Below are 21,085 nucleotides of genomic sequence, written 5' to 3' on the forward strand. Positions count from 1 at the left end.
CGTCAAGCCATCCTGGAACGCTGCATGACCGTCTACGTCCGATGTCCGGAATGCCAGCACAGCTTCCGCTTCCTCCCCAATCCATAGGGCTGGCAGAGTAGTGTTAGACCGCGACGGCGGGCCCGGACGCCCATGCGTCCGAAGCCCGGCCTCTCGCGGGAACGTAGTTCCCGCTGGCGGCAGGCGGATGCCACGGGCATCCGCTGAGAGCCGGCAAATGAGGCCATCTGAATCTAGAGCGAACGGAAGTTCGCTCTAGCGGGCGAACTCCAGGGTGAACTGGCTGCCCTGGCCGGGGTGGCTGTCGATGAGAAGCTGCCCGCCGTGCGCTTCCATCAGCGACTTCACGATGGGCAGGCCCAGCCCGCTTCCCTGCCCCGGGCGGGCGACCATGGCCGCGGACTGGCCGAAGGGGACGAGCGCGTGGCTCAACTGCTCCGGCGTCATGCCGATGCCGTTGTCGGCGACGCGGAGGCGGATGCGCCCGTGCAGGCCGGCGGACACCGTGACCAGGACGCGTCCGCCCTCCGGCGTGAAGGTGACGGCGTTGGTCAGCAGGTTCAGCAGCATCTGCTTCAGCGCGCGCTCGTCCACCGTAAGGCTGCCGATGCCGGGCTGGACGTTCACGTCCACCTGGATGCGCTTGGCCTCGGCCTGCGGCGCGATCATGCGGATCGCCCACTCGATGGCCGTGGCGATGTCCAGGGGGCGCGGGTCCAGCGCCAGGGTGCCTTCCTGAAGCCGCGACAGGTCCAGGATGTCGTTGATCAGCGTCAGCAGGTGCCGTCCCGAATCGTGGATGTCCTTGGCGTAGCCGGCGTAGCGCTTCGTATCCTGAGGTCCCAGCAACTGGTCACGGATGATTTCGGAGAATCCGAGGATGGCGTTCAGCGGCGTGCGCAGTTCGTGGCTGATGCGGGCGAGGAAGTTGCGGTTCACGTTCAGCGCCGCTTGCAAACGCTCGGCCGAGCGGTGCTGGACCAGCAGGAAGGCCGCCACCAGGATGATGGAGGTGGTCAGCAGGACCGCGATCACGAACAGCGTGCGGCGCAGTTCAGCCACGCCGGCCTCGATGTCCGCGGTGGCGACGCCCACCGCCGCCACCAGCGGGTATCCCTCCACCACGCGGTAGGCGTAGGCGCGGAGTTCGCCGTCGGTCATCGTGTCCTGCCAGTAGACGCCGGCCACCGACCGGCTGACCTCCTCCCACAGGCGGGAATGGGGAATGGCGCGGCCGACCGCTTCCGAAGCCTGTTGCGCGCCCCGCGCGCGGATGACCTTGTCCAGCCCGATCAGGGTGGCGGTGCCCAGCGGCCCCAGGTTGGCTTGCCGATAGAACTCCCCGAAGATGTCCGGATCGACGTTCGCGACGATGATTCCGGCGAAAGCGCCGTCCGGCCCGTTCAGGCGCCGGCTGAGCGGCAGCAGGGGCTCGCCGCCGTTGGTGCCGGGAAAGGGCCGCCCGATGCGCATCAGGTCCCGCCCGGTGCCCTGGTGGAAAGCGACGGCGTCATCGTCGATGCGATCCGCCGGGCCGCCGGTCCTCTCGCTACGCCCCTCGCTGCGGAAGACCATTTCGCCCTTCGCGTTCAGGATCGCGAAATGGTGGATCAGGGAACGGTCGTAGAGGTCCTGGTCGAAAAGGCGCCGGGCGTGCTCCAGCCCCCCTTCGGCATACTCCAGCGCCACGTTGCGCAGCGTGATGTCCACCTCGTGCAGGGCGCGGTGGGTGCTCTTCTCGAAGGCGCCGACCATGGTTTCGGCGCGCGCGACGGCTTCCAGCGTGTGGTCGTGGAGCACGGCGCGGGACACCTGGGCATAGCCGCCCCATACGGCCACCAGCGCGACGGCCGTCAGCACGAATACGCCCCACCGGAAAGAGATCGGTGCCCGCATCTCGCCCATTTCCGCCCGTGGCGCGCCCACTGCACGCCATGGCTTCAAATTGTCTCAATACAGTATCGACCCTAAACCAAAATCAGGCCGAACACCGCACGAAATCGGATGAAGCCCCGTGGCTTTTCGCCGCCAAATTGTCGCAGGGCGGGGCGTCAGCGCGCCCCAAAGTAGGCCCGCAACCGCCGCACCGCCTCGTCCAGGATCTCGTCCTTCTTGGAAAAACAGAAGCGGATGAGGGACTTGGGTGCATCTTGAACGAAGAAGGCGCCGACCGGAATGGCCGTCACGCCGGCCTCGGCGGTCAGGCGCCGGCAGAAGGCCTCGTCGTCACCGTCGAAGCCGAAGGGAGCCACGTCGGCCACCACGAAATAAGTCCCGGCCGAGGGCAGCACGTCGAATCCGACCGCGCGCAGGCCCTCGGCCAGCCGGTCGCGCTTGGCTTGCAGCCCGGAGGCAAGCCCCGTGAAATAGGTGTCCTCCTTGCCCAGCCCATAGGCGACGGCGGTCTGGAGGTTCGGCGCGGTGGTGAAGGTGATGTACTGGTGCGCCTTGGCGACCGGCTGCAGCAGGTGCGGGGCGGCGGTGACGTAGCCGACCTTCCAGCCGGTCAGCGAGAAGGTCTTGCCCGCCGAACCGATCTTCAGGCAGCGGTCGCGCATGCCCGGCAGCGTCATCAGCGGGATATGCGGGCGCCCGTCGAAGACGATGTGCTCGTACACCTCGTCGCAGACGGCCAGCGCGTCGAAGCGCTGCACGAACTCCGCGACCAGTTCCAGCTCGGCCCGGGAGAAGACCTTGGCGGCGGGGTTCAGCGGGTCGTTGATGAGGACGAGTTTCGTCTTCGGCGAGAAGGCCGCCTCAAGGTCCGCGCGGCTGAAGCTCCAGTCCGGGGCCTTCAGGCTGACGAAGCGCGGCACGCCGCCGGCCAGCCGGACGATGGGCAGGTAGCTGTCGTACATCGGCTGGAAGAGCACCACCTCGTCGCCGGGGTTGATGAGGCCGAGCAGGCAGGCGGTCAGCGCCTCCGTGGCGCCGGAGGTGACCATGACCTCCGTCTTCCAGTCGATGTCCAGCCCGTAGAAGCGCTTGCCATGCGCGGCCAGCGCCTGCCGCAGCTCCGGCGTGCCCATCATCGAAGGGTACTGGTTCCATCCCTCCAGCAGCGCCGTCGACGCCGCCTCCAGCACGTCGGCGGGGCCGCGGTCGTCGGGGAAACCCTGGCCGAGGTTGATCGCCTTGTGCTCCTCCGACAGGCGGGACATCACCTCGAAAATCGTCGTACCGTAGCTCGACAGGATCGCGTTGCCGGACTTCACCACAGCCTCCAGTGCACCGCCGGACCTTTTCCGGGGGCGGACAGGATGGACGCAGCGGCCGACGGCTGTCCAGTCCCCTAGAGCGAACCTCCGTTCGCTCTAGCTGTCAGGTTGCGACACCTCCTTGGCGCTGTAGACCTTGATCTGTGCGGCAAGTTTGGTTTTGGTGAGGGAGCAGGGATCGGGAGGTCTATAGGCTGGGTTGGTCAGTTCCGGCTTTGCCTTCAGGCGCTCGCTCACGACCTCGTCGGGGGAGCGGCCATCCAGCATCCGTTGGCGGCGGGCATTGTAGGCGAGATTGTAGCCTTTCAGCAGACACTCCAACGCTTGGTGGGTGCCGATGCACATGACCAGCACCTCCCGACCGATCCGGCCGTTGAAGCGCTCGACCATACCGTTGGTTTTGGGGGTGTAGGGCTTGGTCTTGCGGTGTTCGATGGCGAGCGCGCGACAGGCCGCCTCGACGGCATCGGCAGTGAAACAGCTTCCGCGGTCGGTCAGGACATGAGTGATGGTGAAGGGGAAGGCGGCGACCGCCTCCTTGAGAAAGGCGGTGGCACAGGCTTCGGTTTCCTCGTCCTTGACCGCCAGGTGAACCCGCCGCGAGGCGCGGTCGATGGCGACGTACAGGTAGCGCTTGCGCGGTTCGCCACCGATGACCTGCAACTTGGGCAAGTGCTTGATGTCGATGTGCAGGAAGCCGAGGTCATACTCCTTGAACTCTTTCACCTCCTTCACCGGCTTGGTCGATGGAGGCGGTGGCAGTCGGCCCAGCCCTTCGGCCTTCAGAATGCGGTAGACGGCGTCGCGGTTCAGGTGCGGCAGGAAGTGGCGCAGGGTGAAGGTGAGATCGTCCAACGCGAAGCCGGTGCTCCGGCGCAGCTCGCAGACGATGGCGCGCTCCTCCTCCGAGGCTCGCCACCGCAGCCGCTTGGGCCGGGCGGAGTGGTCCTGGCAATCGTCCACTCCACGTTTGCGCCATTTGCGGATGGTCTCGCCGCTCACGCCGTAACGGCTGGCCAGCACCCCCGTGGGTTCGGTGGACAAGGCAATGGTGGCGCGCACGGCTGGGGTGGTGCGGGCATTGGGGTGGATTTGGTACATGGTGGCGCTCCCGGGCTGAAACGGGGAGCCCGCCGTCGCCGCCAGTCAGCAGGGTACCCGGCGTCCGAGGTCCGTCAACCCTGGCCCTGACGGGCCACCGCCACAGGCGGCGTTGGGGTTGACCGACCTCAGCCCGCCGGGTTCTTTTGGCTGTCCATGGCTGCGCCGGACGGGTCTGCGTCGGTTGGACCGCAAGTCCGCGATGGCGCCAATCGCCGTTCGAACCAGTGGCCATACTCAGCAATGGCCCAACAGCTCAAATCCCAACAACGTTCCGCAACCTGACAGTTTAACCCCCCGTTAATCCGCTCTGGCGCTGATGCGGCCTTCGAACCGGCGACGGCGCAGCTTCACGCGGATGCGCTCCACGGGGTGGAACAGGCGGGGATGGCGGCGCTTCATCCGCACGAACAGGCGGCGGGCGTCCGAGGAATTGCGCAGCAGGATGGCCCCGCCGATCAGGACCACCGGCAGGCCGCCCGGCCCCGGCAGGGGTGCGATGAGCACGCCGAGCCCGATGATGGTCCATCCCGTGCCGATCAACGCCAGCTGGCGCAGGCGGGCGAGGGACGGGGTGCGCGCGCTGGCGGCGGGGCGATGCATCGGACGGGCGTTCCTCCCAAAGGGTCCCGACCCATATGGGGGCGGATCGCCGCGCGACCAGGGGGAGCGCCCCGCCCCTGGCCCCTCGCCCGCCGTCCGGGCGCCCTTAATGGAGCGTCCGCACCCGTTTGCCCACAGGCGCCCGGGGTAGCGACACGCCATCCGGCCCAGCGGCGTCCAGCACATGCAGCGCGGCGCTGACCTCCGCCGGGGCGGGGTTCCAGCCGAAATCGCGCATCAGCTCGGTCCGCGCGGCGTCGGCCCGTTCGCTGAGAGCGGCGCAGCCCGGCCGTCCCGCTTTCTTCACGGTGCTTTTCACGGCAGTCCGGCAGCGGCGATCGGCGCAGCTTTCCAGCATCAGCCGGATCATCCGGTCCCGCTTGGCCGCGTCGACGAAGCCGGACTGGTCGAAATAGAGCTTTGTGAAGGCGACCTCCGTCACCTGGGCGGCGCGCGCCCCGTCGCCCACCAGCACGGCCGCCACCAGTTCCACGCAGCGGCCGGCGAAGTCCGGGATGGGCGCCGTGCCGTCGTCGGCGCGGTCGTAGAGGCGGCTCGGCAACTCGACGAGCCGGCCGGATGTTTCCTTCACGAGGTAACGGCGCCACACCGGCATACCCGCCTCCCGTCTGGTTTCCCCACGCCCCGGAAAAAGGGTACACCAGACCGGACCGCAGCGGAACAGCCCCGTTTCCGCTTGGGACCAACGCATGACCCCGGGGAGAGCCGCGGCTCAACCGCCGGGGAGGGAAAGGGATGATACATGAAGCTGCTGCGTTACGGCCCGCCGGGCCATGAGCGGCCGGGCCTTCTGGACCGGAACGGCGTGATCCGCGATCTGTCGGGCGTCATCGCCGACATCGACCCGTCCACCCTGTCGGACGCGGGGCTGGCGCAGCTCCGCGCGCTCGATCCGGAGCGGCTGGCCCAGGTCCCCGAAGGCACGCGCATCGGCCCCTGCGTGGCCGGCGTTTCCAAGGTGGTGTGCGTCGGCCTGAACTACCGCGCGCACGCCGCGGAGTCCGGCATGGCGGAGCCGAAGGAGCCGGTGCTGTTCATGAAGGCCACCACCTCCATCAGCGGCCCCAACGACCCGGTGTTGATCCCGAAGGGCTCGACCAAGCTCGACTGGGAGGTGGAGCTGGGCATCGTCATCGGCCGCACCGCCCGCTACGTCGACCCGGCCAACGTCTTCGACCACATCGCCGGCTATTGCGTCGTCAACGACGTGTCGGAGCGCGCCTTCCAGATCGAGAGCACCGGCCAGTGGGTGAAGGGCAAGAGCGCCGATAGCTTCTGCCCCCTCGGCCCCTGGATGGTCACCCGCGATGAGATCCCGGACCCGCAGGCACTGCGGCTGTGGCTGGAGGTCGACGGCCGGATGATGCAGGACAGCACCACCGGTGACATGATCTTCAACGTGGTGGAGATCGTCTCCTACATCAGCCGCTTCATGACCCTGCTGCCCGGCGACGTCATCGCCACCGGCACGCCGCAGGGCGTCGCCATGGGCCAGAAGCCGAACCCCTGGCTGCAACCCGGCCAGACCATGCGGCTGGGCATCGACGGCCTGGGTGAACAGCGCCAGACCGTCCGCCCCTGGGAGGGGTGAGGGCTGCCTGTTTCCACATTGGATGAAGTCCCCTCGCCCGCCTCCGGCGGGAGAGGGGACACAAGCGCGATCTGTTTTCCGCAAAGCACAGCAATGTTACCGATCACTGCGACTTCCCGGATCCGGCGCCGTTCTTGCCATTCCCCGAACTCCCGGCGCTGCCGTTCGTCTTCGACGGCGACCGCGCGTCCTGGATCAGTTGGCCGCAGTGGGGCTGCTCGTGGCTGCCGGGGTCCAGGAAGGGAAGGACGCTCGCCAGCGGGGTCAGGAGGGCGCCCAGGGCCACCGCGGCGGCGCCGCGCGCGGCGGACTCCGTGGGGTTCACGCCGATGTCGGGCTCGCCCAGCGTGCCGGTCACACGGACGGGCACATGGGTGGCGAAGATCTGCGGCTTCTTCGCCCGGCCCAGGATGCGCATGTCCAGCGCCTCGGTGCGCAGGTTGATGGTGCCGTCGGCGGTCACCACCGTTTCCGGCGTGTCGAGCACCAGCGCCTCGCTGTTCACCACCCCCTTGTCCACCGAAAGGTTGGCGACGAGGCAGTTGAAGGGCAGCGGCTGGTCTCCGGACAGGGCCACGCCCAGCGTTTCCAGGATGTTGGTTTTCAGCCCCTTGACGGCGTAGCTGGTGATGCGCCCGCCATCCACCGCGACGCCGAGCTTCCCGTCGGACGAGCCCAGGATGTCGGCCACCGTGGCCCCGCGCCCGGTCAGCTGGATCCGGCCGCTCGCCGTGCCTCCCATCTCCTTGGCGAAGCGGGTTTCGCGGAACAGCTGGGCGAGCTTGATCTGCCGCACCTCCAGGTTCGATCGCAGGGTGGGCACCTTCTGGCTGCCGTCCAGCACAGTGGTGCCGGCGATCCGCCCGCCGCCGACGCCCAGCGCCAGCGGATCGACCGTCAGCTTGCCGTTCTCCAGCTTCAGATGCGCCTTCAGGTCGTCGAGCGTGGAGAAGGGCGCCTCCACATGGTCGCCCTTGAAGCTGACGTCCATGTCGGCCTTGCGCAGCTTGTCCAGCGGCACCGGCGTGTCGGGCAGGATGCGGTCCGGCCCCTTGGTCGGGTAGCTGCCCTTCCCTTCCGGCGAGGCGCCGACAAAGCCGGCCATGTCCACGGCGGCCAGCTTTTTGGACACCAGATCCCCGGTGACCTTCGGCCGCTCGCCGCCCAGATCCACGGCCACCGTGCCGGACAGGTCGCTTTCGCCCACCTTCCCCTTCATCCCGTCAAAGCGCCACACTTGCCCTTCGCGGCCCAGATGGCCGGTCAGGCTGTAGGGCCGGGTTTTCGGGGTGGGTATGCCCAGGATCGGAAAGACGTCGGCGAGGTCGTCACCGCTGAGCGCCACCGACAGGTCCACACCCTCCAGCTTCACCGGCTCGGCGATGGAGCCCTCGATTTTGCCCTTGGTCTTGCCGACGGCGGTTTCGACCTTCAGCGGGTAGGGCTTAGGGTTGTCGCGCAGGTATTGAAGCGAGCCGCCCTCGACCAGCAGCGTGAAGGGCTTGCCGGCGAAGTTGCCGTTGCCGTCCAGATGGACTTGCGCCTCCCCATTGCCGCCGGTGGCCGTGTTGATGCCGCTGTCGATGTCGATGCGGCTGGTCGGGTCGCGATAGCGGACACGCCCTTCCTCGATGGCCAGAGCCTCGATGATCGGGATGTCGCTGCGGCTTTCCGGCTTCACGGCCTCCTTGGCGGCCGTTTTGCGGGGGTCCGGCCCGCCGAAGTTCCAGTTGGGCTCGCCGTCCTTGTTCTTTTCCAGCACCAGCTTGGGTGCGGACAGGCGGATTTCCGGGAATTCGTAGTTCCCGCGCAGCAGCGGCCACAGGCGCAGTTGGGCGTCCAACACCTTCAGGGCCGCCATGGTCTTCTCGTCGCTCCAGTCGGCGTTGGCGACGCGGACGCCTTCGACATGGATGTGGATCGGATCGCCGAGCTTCACCTTCAGGTCGCCGTCGATGGCGACCTCGCGGTTCAGGGCCTTGGTCGCCTGCCTGGCAATGAATCCGCGCGCGTCGTTCCAGTCGAACACCGCCGCGGCGATCCCGATGCCCGCCGCGATCACCACAACGAGCCCCAGCAGGCCGAGGCCGATCCATTTCAACACGGCCATACACCGCGCCTCCTGTCCATGACTGACCAATTAACGGGCAACAGGGCGGGGACGCGGCTTGTTACCTCCAAAGGATTGAATTCCCCTCCGAACGCGCCCTTTTTCCTGCCCTCCGGGCGCGCCGATTTAATGAAAAATTGATTCAATCCTGCTTTAATGACTGCGCTGAACTGTCGCATATCCAAAGCCGGTCAAGATCATGCGTTCGCTTACGAATTTCGCACCCTCGACCTTTGAGGAACGCGGCGCGGCGGTGGGCTTCACCACGCCCGTGCTGGCTCAGACCCGCGTGCGCAAGACCGACCGCGAGCAGCTGGAAGTGCTGATTCCCAACTTGTCGGAAGGGCGCGGGGTTTACGTCGTGCCGTGGAAGGGGCTGCCGCTCGCCTTCCCCATGACGGTGCACGACCGCATGCTCCAGGACCTGATCCGGCGGGGGGAAGGCTGCTCGCCCGACGACATCCGCAAGGCGGTGCTGGAGGCGGCGCGCTGCGGGCTGGCCGGCCCGCTGGCGGTGGAGTCGGCGGAAGCCGCGTTGCGCGACGACGACGAACAGCGCCTGCTGATCAACTTCCAGCTCATTTCCGAGGTGCTCTCGGCCGTCGGCCTCGCCTCGGCCGAAATCCTGCGTGCCGGGCTGGCGTCGGAGGAAGGACAGCGGCTGACGCGCTCCTACATGCTGAAGGCGTCGCAAAGCCTGTCCATCGAACCGACCGAGCTGTACGCCCGCGTCGCCGAGCTGGCGGCCTACATGGAGCCCATCGGCGTCGCCAGCTCGCCCAAGCCGGCGCGGCTGCGGCGCCTGATGCGCGACCTCGTGCACTTCCGCGACAGCGTCACCGAATGGTCCACCGACAACGTGTCGGAGGCCGCCCCCATCGCCGCCTTCTGCGCGGAGGTGGCGGAGCACACGCTGAACCACGTCCGCAACGTGGTGACCCAGCTCGACCAGGCGGTGGCGTCGTTCGAAAACCTGCTGCGCCAGTGGGAGACCAAGCGCGTGCTGGTCCGCCGCGCCACCACGCGGCTGTCCTGGCTGCTCGACGGCTGGGATTTCATCAGCACCACCTGGGCCGAGGCGCAGGGCAAGAGCCGGCACGAGCAGGACATGACCGTGCACGAGCTGTTCCGCGTGTTGCCGCTGCTCCCCAAGGATGAGGAGCACACCGACCACGCGCTTCAGGCCGACCGGGTGATGGCGGCCAACCGCCGCACGGTGCGGGCCTATGTGGACTGGCGCAGCGGCCAGATCGACACCGACCTCGTCATGCGGATCGAGGCGATCAAGGCAAAGGCGGCCTGACATGATCGACGCGCAGGCAATCCTCGGGCTCGGCAGCAAGCTTCTGGACATCGACGAGGAGCGGTTCCGGCAGGTCGTCGGCCTGCTGGAGCAGATCGGCGACCATCCGGACGTGCAGAGAACCTTCTCCATGATCCGGCCGCGCCTGGCGGAGGTGCGCCCGAAGCGACGCCCCACCTTCAAGCGCCTGTTCTGCGAACCCTTTGAGGATCTGTTCGAGGTTCCGTCGGGCAACCAGCCCGCCCCCCTGAACAAGATCGACCGCGGCGTGGTCAACAGCCTGTGGCCGCTGGTGGAAGGGCAGATCGGCAAGGATCGGCTGCGCGCGCTGGACGGTGCGCTGGGCGGCGACGCCGAGCAGGCCAAAACCTTCTGGGCGCAGGCCACGGCGGCGGTCAACGGCATCGTGGCGCAGCTGGAGACCGGGCGTTTCGTCGACGACCTGGACCTGCGGCTCAACCCCGACCGCATCCGCACCATCCACGATATCGCGGAGATCCTGGCCATCGCCCCGGCGGCGGCGGAGCTGAAGGCCGTCCTGGCGCCCAAGCCCGTCCAGAAGCTGCACAAGGATCACTTGGACGGCATCCAGGCCATCGGCCGCACCGTCTCCCGCGCACGTCCGAAGGCGCTGAAGCTGTTCGTCCTGCTGGCGGCGGCGCGCCTGTCCAACCCGTCCATCCTGCTGGGCAGCCTGTGGGACATGGACCTGGGGCAGAAGTCCAGCGACCGTGCCGCCCTGTTCCTGGATCTCGGCGGCACCGTCGTGGCGCAGATCGAGGAGCGGTCGCGCGGCGCCTCCACCACCGACAGCGGGGCACCGGACCGTATGGCGGCGGCCGACCTCGCCATCGATCTGGTCGCCAGCCTGGAAGCGACCCGCGCCGCCATGGAATACAGCCGCAACAAGGAGTTCGACCAGCGGCTGAAGGTCATCCGCGAATCCGTGCACGAGATGGTCCGGACCCAGGTGCTTCAGGGCGCGGATGGGGAGATCCTGAACGCCGTCGGAACGCTGACCACCGGCATCAGCGACACGGGCGGCATGGTGCAGGCGGAAAACCAGGCGCGGGCCTTGCGCAAATGCTCGACCATCGCCGACACGCTGGGGCTGCGCGGCGAGTTGAAGAGCGTGACGCAGAAGACCACGGCCTCCCTCACCGACACGGCACGGCAGGCGCTGGGAGACGACAGCGGCGACGCGCGGACCGGCTACACCGCCATCCGCATGATCGAGCTGATTGCCGGCCCGGCCGAGGCCAGCCAGATCATGGACGAGATTCTGCGGAAGGGCCGTCCGTAGGAGGTGCCGTGCGCAAGGACCGTTCTGGCCGGGGCTACATCGGCTGGGCGCTGCCGGACGAGGAGCGCGGCCGGCTGCGGGCGCTTTTCCCAGCCGCTTACGACCGCCACATCGGGCACCACGTCACGCTGGCCTTCGGCGTCGGCCCTGACCGTCCACTGCCGAAGGAGACCGGCGGCGCGGTCGTCGGGATCGCCGACGACGGGGCCGGGGTGCAGGCGCTCGTGCTGTCCATCGGCGGAACGACCGACCGGCCCGACGGCTCGGCCTATCACGTCACATGGTCGCTGGAGCCGGGCCGCAAACCAGTGGAGTCCAACGACGTGATCCGCCGCCACGGCTGGACGGCGGTTGAGCCGGTGGCGGTCCGTCTGGAGCCGCGCTTCTTTCCGTTTTAATGCGGATCAATCCGCCTTAAGGCAGGTCGGTTTGCACCGTCGTGCGGCGGTTCAGCACCTGCTCGCGGTGGAAGACGAACAGGCCGCTGCCGATGATCAGCGCGGCCCCCGCCGCGATGCGCAAGGTCGGCGCCGTGCCCCAGACCAGCAGGTCGAGCACCACCGCCCACACGATGGACACATACTGGAACGGCACGACCACCGCCGCCGGGCTGAGCTGGAGCGAGCGGTTCATCGCCGCGTGCCCGGCCAGCGCCGTGATGCCCAAGGCGCCCAGCAGCAGGAAGTCCAGGCCCGGCGGCGGCACCCACACGAAGGGCAGCGACGCGGCGCCCAGCAGGCCCGTCCCGAAGGTCTGGAAGCTGACCAGCGTCAGGTTGCTGGACTGCCGCAGCAGCCGGGTGGTGATCATCCCCGTCGAGAAGATGGTCGTGCCGAGCAGCGCGACCAGCGACGGGATCGGGTCGAAGTCGCCGGACGGGTTCAGCACGACCACCACGCCGACGAAGCCGACCAGCACCGCCGCCCAGCGGCGCCAGCCCACCTTCTCCCCCAGCAGCGGCACCGACAGGGCGGTGACGATCAGCGGCGCAGCCATGTAAATCGTCATCACATTGGCGAGCGGCAGGTAGCGCACCGCCCAGTAGAAGCAGGCGACCTCCGCCGTCACGCAACCGACGCGCAGAAGATGCAACGGCAGCCGCTTCACCGCGAAGACCGCACCGACGCCTTCCCGAAGGATCATCGGGGCCAGCAGAACCGCGCCGAACAGGCTGCGGATGGCCAGCAGCATGCCCACCGGGTACTCGGCGACCAGCCACTTGCCCAGCGCGTCGTTGATGGTGAACAGCGACATGCCCAGCAGCATCATCAGGATGCCCAGCCGGGAATCGGTAGCGGCGGTCGAGGATGTGGCGGTCACGGTGGTCATGGAACCCAAAAAACAAATCCCCTCCCCTGCGAAGCGGGGGAGGGTTAGGGAGGGGGCGCGCAGAGTGAAGGCAAGAGGGCGGCTAGATCACGCCCTTATCCCGCAGGGCGGCGATGTCCGCCGCGCATAGGCCCAGCGCCTCGCCCAGCACCGTTTCGGTGTGCTGGCCCAGCGTCGGCGGGGCGACCGTGTGCTCGATCGGCGTCGCGGAGTAGCGGATCGGGCTCGCCACCGTCGGCACGGTCCCGGCCTCCGGATGCGGCAAGTCCTGGCGGATGTTGCGGGCCTGGACATGCGGATCGGCGAAGACCTGCGACAGGTCGTTGATCGGCCCGCAGGGCACGCCCACCGCCTCCAGCGCGCTGAGCCAGTCGCGGCTGGTGCGCTGCTCCAGCAGCAGTTCCAGGATCGCCACCAGCTCCTTGCGGTGGGCGACGCGCGCCGGGTTGGTGGCGTAGCGCTCGTCCTGCGCCAGTTCCGGCCGGCCGGCGACCTGACAGAACTTCGCGAACTGGCTGTCGTTGCCGACCGCCAGGATGATGAAACCGTCCAGCGTCGCAAAGGCCTGATAAGGCACGATATTCGGGTGCGCGTTGCCGAGCCGCTGCGGCGCCTTGCCGCCCACCAGATAGTTCATCGCCTGATTGGCGAGCACCGCCACCTGCACGTCGAGCAGGGCGAGGTTCACCCACTGCCCCTCCCCCGTCCGGTCGCGGTGCGCCAGCGCCCCCAGCACGCCGATGGTCGCGTAGAGGCCGGTGAAGACGTCCGTCACCGCCACGCCGACCTTCACGGGGCCGCCGCCCGGCTCCCCATCCGGCAGGCCGGTGATGCTCATCAGCCCGCCCATGCCCTGGATCATGAAGTCGTAGCCGGCGCGCTTGGCGTAAGGCCCGTCCTGCCCGAATCCGGTGATCGAGCAGTAGACCAGCCCCGGATGGACCGCCTTCAAGCTGTCGTAGTCGAGCCCGTACTTGACCAGCCCGCCGACCTTGAAGTTCTCGATCACCACGTCGGCCTGCGCGGCGAGCTTGCGCACCAGTTCCTGCCCTTCCGGCCGCTCGAAGTCGATGGTGATCGACCGCTTGCCCCGGTTGGTGGACATGAAATAGGCCGACTGCTCCCCGGCCCAGGGCGGACCCCAGGCGCGGGTGTCGTCGCCGGCCCCCGGCCGCTCCACCTTGATGACGTCGGCGCCGAGGTCGGCCAGCGTCTGCGCCGCCCATGGACCGGCGAGCACACGGGACAGTTCCAGAACGCGAACGTGGGACAGAGGGCCGGGCATGGTGGGTCCTTTGGAGAGTGCGCTCAAAATCCCCTCTCCCGTCCCGGGAGAGGGAGGGGCCCACCGCGACGCGGTGGGAGGGTGAGGGTCCCGACAAGGAGCAGTGCCTTGATCCTCGGCGGTACCCTCACCCTGCGCCTTCGGCGCTTCCCTCTCCCCGGAGGGGAGAGGAAACGATAATCACCCCGTGAAGGCCTGGAGGCCGGTGATGGCGCGGCCGAGGATCAGGGCGTGCACGTCGTGCGTGCCCTCGTAGGTGTTCACCGCCTCCAGGTTCATGACGTGACGGATCACGTGGAACTCGTCGGCGATGCCGTTGCCGCCGTGCATGTCGCGGGCGATGCGGGCGATGTCCAAGGCCTTGCCGCAGTTGTTGCGCTTGATGAGCGAGATCATCTCCGGCGCGGCCTTGCCCTCGTCCATCAGGCGGCCGACTCGCAGCGCAGCCTGCAGGCCCAGCGCGATCTCCGTCTCCATGTTGGCGAGCTTGAACTGCGGCAGCTGGTTGGCGGCCAGCGGGCGGCCGAACTGCTTGCGGTCGAGCTGGTACTGGCGCGCGGCGTGGAAGCAGAACTCCGCCGCACCCATGGCGCCCCAGGCGATGCCGTAGCGGGCGCGGTTCAGGCAGCCGAACGGGCCGGCGAGGCCTTCGATGGTCGGGAAGCGGTTCTCCTCCGGCACGAAGACTTCGTCCATGACGATCTCGCCGGTGGTGGAGGCGCGCAAGCTGAACTTGCCCTCGATCTTCGGCGCGGACAGGCCCTTCATGCCCTTTTCCAGCACGAAGCCGTTGATCTTGCCCTCGTCGTTCTTCGCCCACACGACGAACACGTCGGCGATGGGCGAGTTGGTGATCCACATCTTGGATCCGGTGAGGATGTAGCCGTCCGCGACCTTCTTCGCGCGGGTCTTCATGCCGGCGGGGTCGGAGCCGGCGTCCGGCTCGGTCAGGCCGAAGCAGCCGACCCACTCGCCGGTGGCGAGCTTCGGCAGGTACTTCTCGCGCTGCGCCTCGCTGCCGTAGGCATAGATCGGGTGCATGACCAGCGAGGACTGCACCGACATGGCCGAACGGTAGCCGCTGTCGACCCGCTCCACCTCGCGGGCGACGAGGCCGTAGGACACGTAGTTCACGCCGGCGCAGCCGTAGCCGTCGATGGTCGAACCGAGGAAGCCCAGCTCACCCATCTCGTTCATGATTTCGCGGTGGAAGATTTCGTGCCGATTCGCCTCGACCACGCGCGACAGCAGCTTTTCCTGGCAGTAGGCGCGCGCGGCGTCGCGGATCATCCGCTCGTCTTCGGTCAACTGCTCGTCGAGCAGCAGCGGATCTTCCCAATTGAAGGATGCGAGCTTCGCCGACGCGGCTCCGGTCTTGGCGGCCATCGTGTGTCTCCCTAGTGCCTGTTGGCTGCGAACTTGGCGCAGACGCTTTCATGGTTCAAATACATTTCTTTGACGATATTCATAGCTTTTTCCTATAAGTGAACGCCATGGATCTCCGTCACCTCCGCCACTTCGTCGCCGTCGCCGAGGAGCTGCATTTCAGCCGCGCCGCCGCGCGCCTCGGCATCGGGCAACCGCCGCTCAGCCAGTCGATCCAGGCGCTGGAGGCGGAACTCGGCGCCCGCCTGTTCGAGCGGACCAAACGCCGCGTCGAACTGACGGAACCCGGCCAACTGCTGCTGACCGAGGCGCGGGAGATCCTGGCGCGGGCTGAGCGCGCCGCCGTGCTGACCCGCCGCGCGGCCAGGGGGGAGGTCGGGGAGCTGCGAGTCGGCTTCACGGCGGCGGCCCCCTTCGTGCCGGTGGTGCCGCGAATCATCGACGCCTACCGGCGCGCCCACCCGGACGTGCATCTGACGCTGGTGGAACTGCCGTCCAAACAACAGCTGACCGCGCTGGCCGATCACAGGCTGGACGTCGGGTTCATCCGGCAGCCCCGATTCGTCGCCGACCCGACCGCCTTCCGATTCCATGAGGTGATGCGGGAACCTTTGCTGGCGGTGATGCGCGCCGACCACCCGCTGGCCGAGCGCGACGTGGTTCCGCTGGCCGCGTTGCGCGACGAGCCCTTCGTCTTCTATCCCGCCGATTTCGGAACCAGCACGCACGAGCAGGTCTTCGCCCTGTGCGCCGCCGCCGGATTCCAGCCGAACGTCGCGCAGGACGCGCGCGAGGCCTTCACCATCATCGGCCTGATCGCCGCCGGGCTGGGGGTGTCGATTCTTCCCGGACAGCTGCGGCAGGTGGCGCTGGAGGGGGTCGTCTACCGCCCCCTGGACAGCGCCGACGCCTTCACGACGCTGCAACTGGCCCAGCGCGCCGGCGAACGGTCGCCGCTGGTGCGGAACTTCACGGATTTGGTGGCGCGAATCGGGGCGTGAGTGTCCCGAAGCGCCTTAAACCGCCCCCGTGCCCTCCCAAAGTCGGGCTTCTCATCCGATCACAGAGAGGGCACACTGGCGATCAAAGAGCGTGCAAGCCCTTCGCACCTGCACAAAAAATCATCAGCCCGTTGAATCGATCACGACATGAGCAACGGGCTTGTCGAATTTATTAAACGCGTATACCGTCTCTGCCATTGCATGGGACGTGTTCCGGAAACGCAACCCGGAACGCGAAGCCTGGACGGGGGTAGGAATATGGACGGCGGCATGGTCGCGGCGACGCAGGCACTGGTGCGTTTCGTCGGGGTGCAGAAAACCTACGACGGCGAGCATCTGGTGGTGAAAAACCTCGATCTCGACATCCGGAAGGGCGAGTTCGTCACGCTGCTCGGCCCATCGGGGTCGGGCAAGACCACCACGCTGATGATGCTGGCGGGTTTCGAGGTGCCGACGCACGGCGAGATCTACCTCGCCGACCGGCCCATCAAGAACATGCCGCCGCACAAGCGCGACATCGGCATGGTGTTCCAGAACTACGCGCTGTTCCCGCACCTCACCATCGAGGAGAACGTCGCCTTCCCGCTGACCGTCCGCAAGGTCAACCGGTCGGAGGTGAAGGAGCGGGTGCAGGCCGCGCTGCGCATGATCAAGCTGGAAAACCTGGCGCATCGCCGGCCGGGGCAGCTGTCCGGCGGCCAGCAGCAGCGTGTGGCGCTGGCCCGCGCGCTGGTCTTCAACCCGCAGCTGGTGCTGATGGACGAGCCGCTGGGCGCGCTCGACAAGCGCCTGCGCGAGCACATGCAGCTGGAGATCAAGCAGCTGCACGAGACGATGGGCATCACCGTCGTCTACGTGACGCACGACCAGGGCGAAGCGCTGACCATGTCGGACCGCATCGCCGTGTTCAACGACGGCATCGTCCAGCAGATCGACAAGCCCGACGCCCTGTACGAGCGCCCGGTCAACAGCTTCGTCGCCAACTTCATCGGCGAGAACAACGTGCTGTCCGGAACCGTCGAGAATATCGAACAGGGCTATTGCCGGGTGGCGCTGGCCTCCGGCGGCTCGGTCGTGGCGCAGGCGGTCAACGTGGCCGGCACCGGTGCGGCCACGTCGCTGTCGGTGCGGCCGGAGCGCATCACCATCCTGCGGGACGGCGAGGCCACGGACAGCCCGAACCGCCTGCCCGCCACGGTGCAGGACACGATCTATCTCGGCGACCACGCTCTGGCCGTGCTCAAGGTCGCCGGCAACGGGGAGTTCATGGTCAAGCTTCCGCCGGGCGCCCACGCGGGCCTCGGTCACGGCCAGGCCGTGTCCATCGCCTTCCGCCCCGAAGACTGCCGGGCTCTCGATCCCGTCTGATCTCGCGGCCGACCCGGTCTCGGCCGGGCGTACCAGCTCCAAAACGCAACCTTCCAAAACGCAACCATAGAAAAGAAGGAACGGGGATCGATGTCGAAGAATACTGGGTCGAAACTGAAGGTGACCATCGGGTTCGTTGCGACGCTCACCGCCGGCATTGCGCTGGCCTCGGCCGCCCAGGCCCGCGACCTGACGGTTGTGTCGTGGGGCGGTGCGTACCAGGAAGCGCAGAAGAAGGTCTATTTCGAGCCGTTCAAGAAGGCGACCGGCATCCCGATGAACGACGAGTCCTGGGACGGCGGCATCGGCGTGCTGCGCGCCAAGGTCCAGGGCGGCGCGGCCACCTGGGACGTCGTGCAGGTCGAGAGCGAGGAACTGGCCGTCGGCTGCGAGGAAGGCCTGTTCGAGAAGATCGACTACGCGAAGATCGGCGGTGAGGCCGCCTACCTGCCCCCGACCGTCGACCCGTGCGGCGTCGGCGCCATCGTGTACGATTTCGTCCTCGGCTACGACAAGGACAAGCTGAAGGACGCGCCGAAGAGCTGGGCCGATTTCTTCGACACCAAGAAGTTTCCGGGCAAGCGCGGCCTGCGCCAGGGCGCCAAGACCACGCTGGAAATCGCCCTGATGGCCGACGGCGTCGCGCCGAAGGACGTCTACAAGGTTCTGGCCACCGAAGAGGGCATCGAGCGCGCCTTCAAGAAGCTGGACACCATCAAGAACGACATCGTCTGGTGGAAGGCCGGCGCCCAGCCGCCGCAGTTGCTCGCCTCGGGTGAGGTGGCGATGACCTCGGTCTACAACGGCCGCATCGACGCCGCCAACAAGGCCGAGCACAAGAACTTCGGCATGGTGTGGAACGGCGCGCTGTTCACCATCGACAGCTGGGTCATCCTGAAGGGCAGCCCGAACAAGGACGCCGCTTACAAGTTCCTGGACTTCGTCGGCAAGCCGGAGAACCAGGCCAAGCTGTCGGAGAACATCGCCTACGGCACGTCGAACAAGGAAGCCCCGGCGAAGATCCAGCCGGCCGTCCTGAAGGACCTGCCGACCGCGCCGGAGAACATGAAGAACGCGGTCGAGATCAACGTCCCGTTCTGGCTGGAGAACATCGACCGCCTGACCGAGCGCTTCAACAAGTGGGCCGCGAAATAAGCGCGTTTTGAAGGTCCCCAAATTCCCTCTCCCCTCTGGGGAGAGGGTTAGGGTGAGGGGGTCCGGCATTGTCGAACTCGCCGGTCCCCCCTGATCCCCCTCACCCCGCCCCTCTCCCCGGAGGGGAGAGGGAGAGTGTGGTGGGAAAGGGAATTTTTATGAGGTCTCGCCCATGACTGCCGCGTTCGTCGCCGGCGCCGATGCGTCACAAGAGGTGCCGCTCAAGCGCCGCCTGAAGCGGGCGGAGCGGGCCCGCCAGTTCAAGGCGCTGGCGCTGGTCCTGCCGCTTCTCCTGTTCCTGCTCTTCACCTTCCTCGGCCCCATCGCCGGCATGCTCTGGCGGTCGGTGGACGATTGGGAGGTGCCGCAGACCCTGCCCCACACCGTGTCGGCCCTGTCCGGCTGGAACGGCAAGGATCTGCCCGACGAAAAGGCCTTCGCGGCTCTGGCCGGCGATCTCCAGGCGGCCCGCGCGGCCGGGACGGTCGCCATCGCGTCGAAGCGGCTGAACTATTCGCTGAACGGCTTCCGCACGATCCTCGCCAGCACGGCGCGCAACCTGAAGACCCTGCCGGAGCCCGGCACGGCTAAGGACACGCTCATCGCGATCAACCCGGCCTGGGGCGACCGCGCCACCTGGTCGGCGATCAAGGGGGCGAGCGGGCCGGTGACCGGCTTCTACCTGCTGGCCTCGCTGGACCTGACGCGCAACCTGGACGGCGCCATCGTCGCCGCCCCTCCGGATCAGGCCATCTACCGCGACGTGTTCGCCCGCACCTTCACCATCAGCTTCGGCGTGACGGCGCTGTGCCTGATCCTGGGCTTCCCGGTCGCCTATCTGCTGGCGGCCCTGCCCGCCGGCCGGTCGAACCTGCTGATGATCTTCGTGCTGCTGCCCTTCTGGACGTCGCTGCTGGTGCGCACCTGCGCCTGGATCGTCCTGCTGCAGAGCGAGGGCGTGGTGAACGACAGCCTGCGGTGGCTCGGCCTGATCGACGAGCCGCTGCGCCTGATCTACAACCGCTTCGGCGTCTACGTGGCGATGACCCACGTCCTGCTGCCCTTCATGATCCTGCCGCTGTACAGCAGCATGAAGTCGATTTCGCCGGCCTACATGCGCGCCGCCGCGTCGCTGGGCGCTTCGCCGGTCACCGCCTTCCTGCGCATCTACCTGCCGCAGACGCTGCCCGGCATCGGGGCGGGGAGCCTGCTGGTCTTCATTCTGGCCCTTGGCTACTACATCACGCCCGCCCTGGTCGGCGGTGCGGCGGACCAGATGATCAGCTACTTCATCGCCTTCTACACCACCGAAACCGTCAACTGGGGCTTGGCCTCCGCTCTGGGCGCCGTGCTGCTGCTCGCCACGCTGCTGCTGGCCGTCGTCTACGGAAAGCTGGTCCATGGCCAGCAGGTCACGGGAGGGATGAAGAATTGAGCGACAACCACGCCCCCCGCACGGCCAGCCAGCGCGCGGCCTGGATCACCACGGTCGTCACGGCCTCGCTGGTCTTCGTGTTCCTGATGGCGCCGATCCTGGCGATCATGCCGCTGTCCTTCAGCAGCGGCGCCTACCTGACCTACCCGCTGCCGGGTCTGTCGTTCCGCTGGTACGAGGACTTCATCAACTCCCCGCGCTGGATGCTGTCGCTGAAGAACAGCATCATCATCGGCGTCGCCTCGACCATCCTGTCGATGGTGCTGGGCACGCTGGCCTCGCTGGGGCTGGCGCAGTGGAAGAGCAAGTTCAAGCCGCTGGTGCTTGCGGTCGTGCTGTCGCCGGTCGTCGTGCCGGGCGTCATCACCGCGGTCGGTCTGTACTTCTTCTTCGCTCCCATCGGGCTGACCGGCAGCTACGCCGGCCTGATCCTGGCGCACACCGCGCTGGCCACGCCCTTCGTGGTCATCACGGTCAGTGCGACGCTGCAGAGCTTCGACATGAACCTGGCGCGCGCCGCCGCGTCGCTGGGCGCCTCGCCGGTCTACGCGTTTCGGCGGGTGATCCTGCCGCTGATCCTGCCGGGTCTGGCCTCGGGCGCGCTGTTCGCCTTCGCGACCAGCTTCGACGAGGTGGTGGTCGTGCTGTTCATGGCCGGGCCGGAGCAGCGCACCCTGCCGCGTGAGATGTTCAGCGGCATCCGCGAGAACATCAGCCCGACCATCACGGCGGCGGCGGTGATCCTGACGACGGTCTCCGTCATCCTGCTCGCCACGCTGGAATGGCTGCGCCGCCGCAACGAAAAGCTGAAGGGCAACGTCGAAGGCTGAAAACGGGTAGGGCCGAGCGAAAGCCCGGCCCAACCTCGTCCATCTG

18 protein-coding genes are annotated in these 21,085 nt (G+C 67.5%); 9 read left to right on the forward strand and 9 right to left on the reverse strand.

Features of this window, described 5'->3' with window-relative positions; all coding sequences use genetic code 11:
• Window positions 1-255: 255 nt before the first annotated feature.
• From ACSVC7_RS23580 to ACSVC7_RS23600, 5 genes are all read right to left on the reverse strand, one after another.
• On the reverse strand, window positions 256-1,860 hold the full coding sequence (locus ACSVC7_RS23580; protein ID WP_448207256.1) for a sensor histidine kinase: 1,605 nt from the start codon (window positions 1,858-1,860) through the stop codon (window positions 256-258).
• Between the two features lie 191 nt (window positions 1,861-2,051).
• Complete coding sequence (locus ACSVC7_RS23585) at window positions 2,052-3,215, reverse strand: aminotransferase (protein WP_448207255.1); 1,164 nt, start codon at window positions 3,213-3,215, stop codon at window positions 2,052-2,054.
• A 99-nt stretch (window positions 3,216-3,314) separates the two neighbouring features.
• Window positions 3,315-4,319 (reverse strand): DDE-type integrase/transposase/recombinase, encoded by a 1,005-nt coding sequence (locus tag ACSVC7_RS23590; RefSeq protein WP_448207254.1) that lies wholly within the window; start codon window positions 4,317-4,319, stop codon window positions 3,315-3,317.
• Between the two features lie 300 nt (window positions 4,320-4,619).
• A complete protein-coding gene (locus ACSVC7_RS23595) occupies window positions 4,620-4,922 on the reverse strand; it encodes a PGPGW domain-containing protein (protein ID WP_448207253.1) in 303 nt (100 codons plus the stop codon).
• Window positions 4,923-5,028: 106 nt separating this feature from the next.
• Window positions 5,029-5,538: a hypothetical protein gene (locus ACSVC7_RS23600; RefSeq protein WP_448207252.1), complete on the reverse strand. Its 510-nt coding sequence runs from the start codon at window positions 5,536-5,538 to the stop codon at window positions 5,029-5,031.
• Between the two features lie 147 nt (window positions 5,539-5,685).
• Between ACSVC7_RS23600 and ACSVC7_RS23605 the strand changes: the two genes are divergently transcribed.
• Window positions 5,686-6,534 (forward strand): fumarylacetoacetate hydrolase family protein, encoded by an 849-nt coding sequence (locus tag ACSVC7_RS23605; RefSeq protein ID WP_448207251.1) that lies wholly within the window; start codon window positions 5,686-5,688, stop codon window positions 6,532-6,534.
• A 103-nt stretch (window positions 6,535-6,637) separates the two neighbouring features.
• Here the strand turns inward: ACSVC7_RS23605 and ACSVC7_RS23610 are convergent, their stop codons facing one another.
• Window positions 6,638-8,644: an AsmA family protein gene (locus ACSVC7_RS23610; protein ID WP_448207250.1), complete on the reverse strand. Its 2,007-nt coding sequence runs from the start codon at window positions 8,642-8,644 to the stop codon at window positions 6,638-6,640.
• Window positions 8,645-8,843: 199 nt separating this feature from the next.
• On the opposite strand from ACSVC7_RS23610, the gene ACSVC7_RS23615 reads away from it, so the two are divergent.
• Genes ACSVC7_RS23615 through ACSVC7_RS23625 form a run of 3 tightly spaced genes read left to right on the forward strand, consistent with a single transcriptional unit; the run spans window position 8,844 to window position 11,648 of the window.
• Window positions 8,844-9,947 (forward strand): hypothetical protein, encoded by a 1,104-nt coding sequence (locus tag ACSVC7_RS23615; protein WP_448207249.1) that lies wholly within the window; start codon window positions 8,844-8,846, stop codon window positions 9,945-9,947.
• Window position 9,948: 1 nt separating this feature from the next.
• Entirely contained in the window at window positions 9,949-11,250 is a 1,302-nt protein-coding gene (locus tag ACSVC7_RS23620; protein WP_448207248.1) for a hypothetical protein, read from the forward strand.
• Between the two features lie 8 nt (window positions 11,251-11,258).
• On the forward strand, window positions 11,259-11,648 hold the full coding sequence (locus ACSVC7_RS23625; protein ID WP_448207247.1) for a hypothetical protein: 390 nt from the start codon (window positions 11,259-11,261) through the stop codon (window positions 11,646-11,648).
• Between the two features lie 16 nt (window positions 11,649-11,664).
• Here the strand turns inward: ACSVC7_RS23625 and ACSVC7_RS23630 are convergent, their stop codons facing one another.
• From ACSVC7_RS23630 to ACSVC7_RS23640, 3 genes are all read right to left on the reverse strand, one after another.
• Entirely contained in the window at window positions 11,665-12,579 is a 915-nt protein-coding gene (locus ACSVC7_RS23630; protein ID WP_448207246.1) for a DMT family transporter, read from the reverse strand.
• A gap of 82 nt (window positions 12,580-12,661) precedes the next feature.
• Window positions 12,662-13,864: a CaiB/BaiF CoA transferase family protein gene (locus ACSVC7_RS23635; RefSeq protein WP_448207245.1), complete on the reverse strand. Its 1,203-nt coding sequence runs from the start codon at window positions 13,862-13,864 to the stop codon at window positions 12,662-12,664.
• Window positions 13,865-14,044: 180 nt separating this feature from the next.
• Window positions 14,045-15,250, reverse strand: coding sequence for an acyl-CoA dehydrogenase (locus ACSVC7_RS23640; RefSeq protein WP_448207244.1), 1,206 nt, complete (start codon window positions 15,248-15,250; stop codon window positions 14,045-14,047).
• 107 nt (window positions 15,251-15,357) lie between these two features.
• On the opposite strand from ACSVC7_RS23640, the gene ACSVC7_RS23645 reads away from it, so the two are divergent.
• The 5 genes from ACSVC7_RS23645 (at window position 15,358) to ACSVC7_RS23665 (ending at window position 21,039) form a co-directional block, all read left to right on the forward strand.
• Window positions 15,358-16,251, forward strand: coding sequence for a LysR substrate-binding domain-containing protein (locus tag ACSVC7_RS23645; RefSeq protein ID WP_448207243.1), 894 nt, complete (start codon window positions 15,358-15,360; stop codon window positions 16,249-16,251).
• Between the two features lie 258 nt (window positions 16,252-16,509).
• A complete protein-coding gene (locus tag ACSVC7_RS23650; protein ID WP_483508732.1) occupies window positions 16,510-17,619 on the forward strand; it encodes an ABC transporter ATP-binding protein in 1,110 nt (369 codons plus the stop codon).
• Window positions 17,620-17,709: 90 nt separating this feature from the next.
• Entirely contained in the window at window positions 17,710-18,774 is a 1,065-nt protein-coding gene (locus ACSVC7_RS23655) for an ABC transporter substrate-binding protein (RefSeq protein WP_448207241.1), read from the forward strand.
• A gap of 172 nt (window positions 18,775-18,946) precedes the next feature.
• The gene (locus tag ACSVC7_RS23660; RefSeq protein WP_448207240.1) at window positions 18,947-20,209 is read left to right on the forward strand and encodes an ABC transporter permease; all 1,263 of its coding nucleotides are present in this window, start codon (window positions 18,947-18,949) and stop codon (window positions 20,207-20,209) included.
• Window positions 20,206-21,039, forward strand: coding sequence for an ABC transporter permease (locus tag ACSVC7_RS23665; RefSeq protein ID WP_448207239.1), 834 nt, complete (start codon window positions 20,206-20,208; stop codon window positions 21,037-21,039). The genes ACSVC7_RS23660 and ACSVC7_RS23665 overlap by 4 nt, the downstream gene beginning before the upstream one ends.
• Window positions 21,040-21,085 lie beyond the last annotated feature (46 nt).

The sequence above is a fragment of the Azospirillum mesophilum genome (assembly GCF_053470405.2).

What these genes read in the sequence shown, in the direction of transcription:
- ACSVC7_RS23595 (WP_448207253.1), bottom strand. Translation starts at nt 4,922, where the DNA reads ATGCATCGCCCCGCCGCCAGCGCGCGCACCCCGTCCCTCGCCCGCCTG.
- ACSVC7_RS23590 (WP_448207254.1), bottom strand. Translation starts at nt 4,319, where the DNA reads ATGTACCAAATCCACCCCAATGCCCGCACCACCCCAGCCGTGCGCGCC.
- ACSVC7_RS23645 (WP_448207243.1), top strand. Translation starts at nt 15,358, where the DNA reads ATGGATCTCCGTCACCTCCGCCACTTCGTCGCCGTCGCCGAGGAGCTG.
- ACSVC7_RS23600 (WP_448207252.1), bottom strand. Translation starts at nt 5,538, where the DNA reads ATGCCGGTGTGGCGCCGTTACCTCGTGAAGGAAACATCCGGCCGGCTC.
- ACSVC7_RS23610 (WP_448207250.1), bottom strand. Translation starts at nt 8,644, where the DNA reads ATGGCCGTGTTGAAATGGATCGGCCTCGGCCTGCTGGGGCTCGTTGTG.
- ACSVC7_RS23615 (WP_448207249.1), top strand. Translation starts at nt 8,844, where the DNA reads ATGCGTTCGCTTACGAATTTCGCACCCTCGACCTTTGAGGAACGCGGC.
- ACSVC7_RS23605 (WP_448207251.1), top strand. Translation starts at nt 5,686, where the DNA reads ATGAAGCTGCTGCGTTACGGCCCGCCGGGCCATGAGCGGCCGGGCCTT.
- ACSVC7_RS23650 (WP_483508732.1), top strand. Translation starts at nt 16,510, where the DNA reads ATGGACGGCGGCATGGTCGCGGCGACGCAGGCACTGGTGCGTTTCGTC.
- ACSVC7_RS23655 (WP_448207241.1), top strand. Translation starts at nt 17,710, where the DNA reads ATGTCGAAGAATACTGGGTCGAAACTGAAGGTGACCATCGGGTTCGTT.
- ACSVC7_RS23640 (WP_448207244.1), bottom strand. Translation starts at nt 15,250, where the DNA reads ATGGCCGCCAAGACCGGAGCCGCGTCGGCGAAGCTCGCATCCTTCAAT.
- ACSVC7_RS23635 (WP_448207245.1), bottom strand. Translation starts at nt 13,864, where the DNA reads ATGCCCGGCCCTCTGTCCCACGTTCGCGTTCTGGAACTGTCCCGTGTG.
- ACSVC7_RS23660 (WP_448207240.1), top strand. Translation starts at nt 18,947, where the DNA reads ATGACTGCCGCGTTCGTCGCCGGCGCCGATGCGTCACAAGAGGTGCCG.
- ACSVC7_RS23630 (WP_448207246.1), bottom strand. Translation starts at nt 12,579, where the DNA reads ATGACCACCGTGACCGCCACATCCTCGACCGCCGCTACCGATTCCCGG.
- ACSVC7_RS23620 (WP_448207248.1), top strand. Translation starts at nt 9,949, where the DNA reads ATGATCGACGCGCAGGCAATCCTCGGGCTCGGCAGCAAGCTTCTGGAC.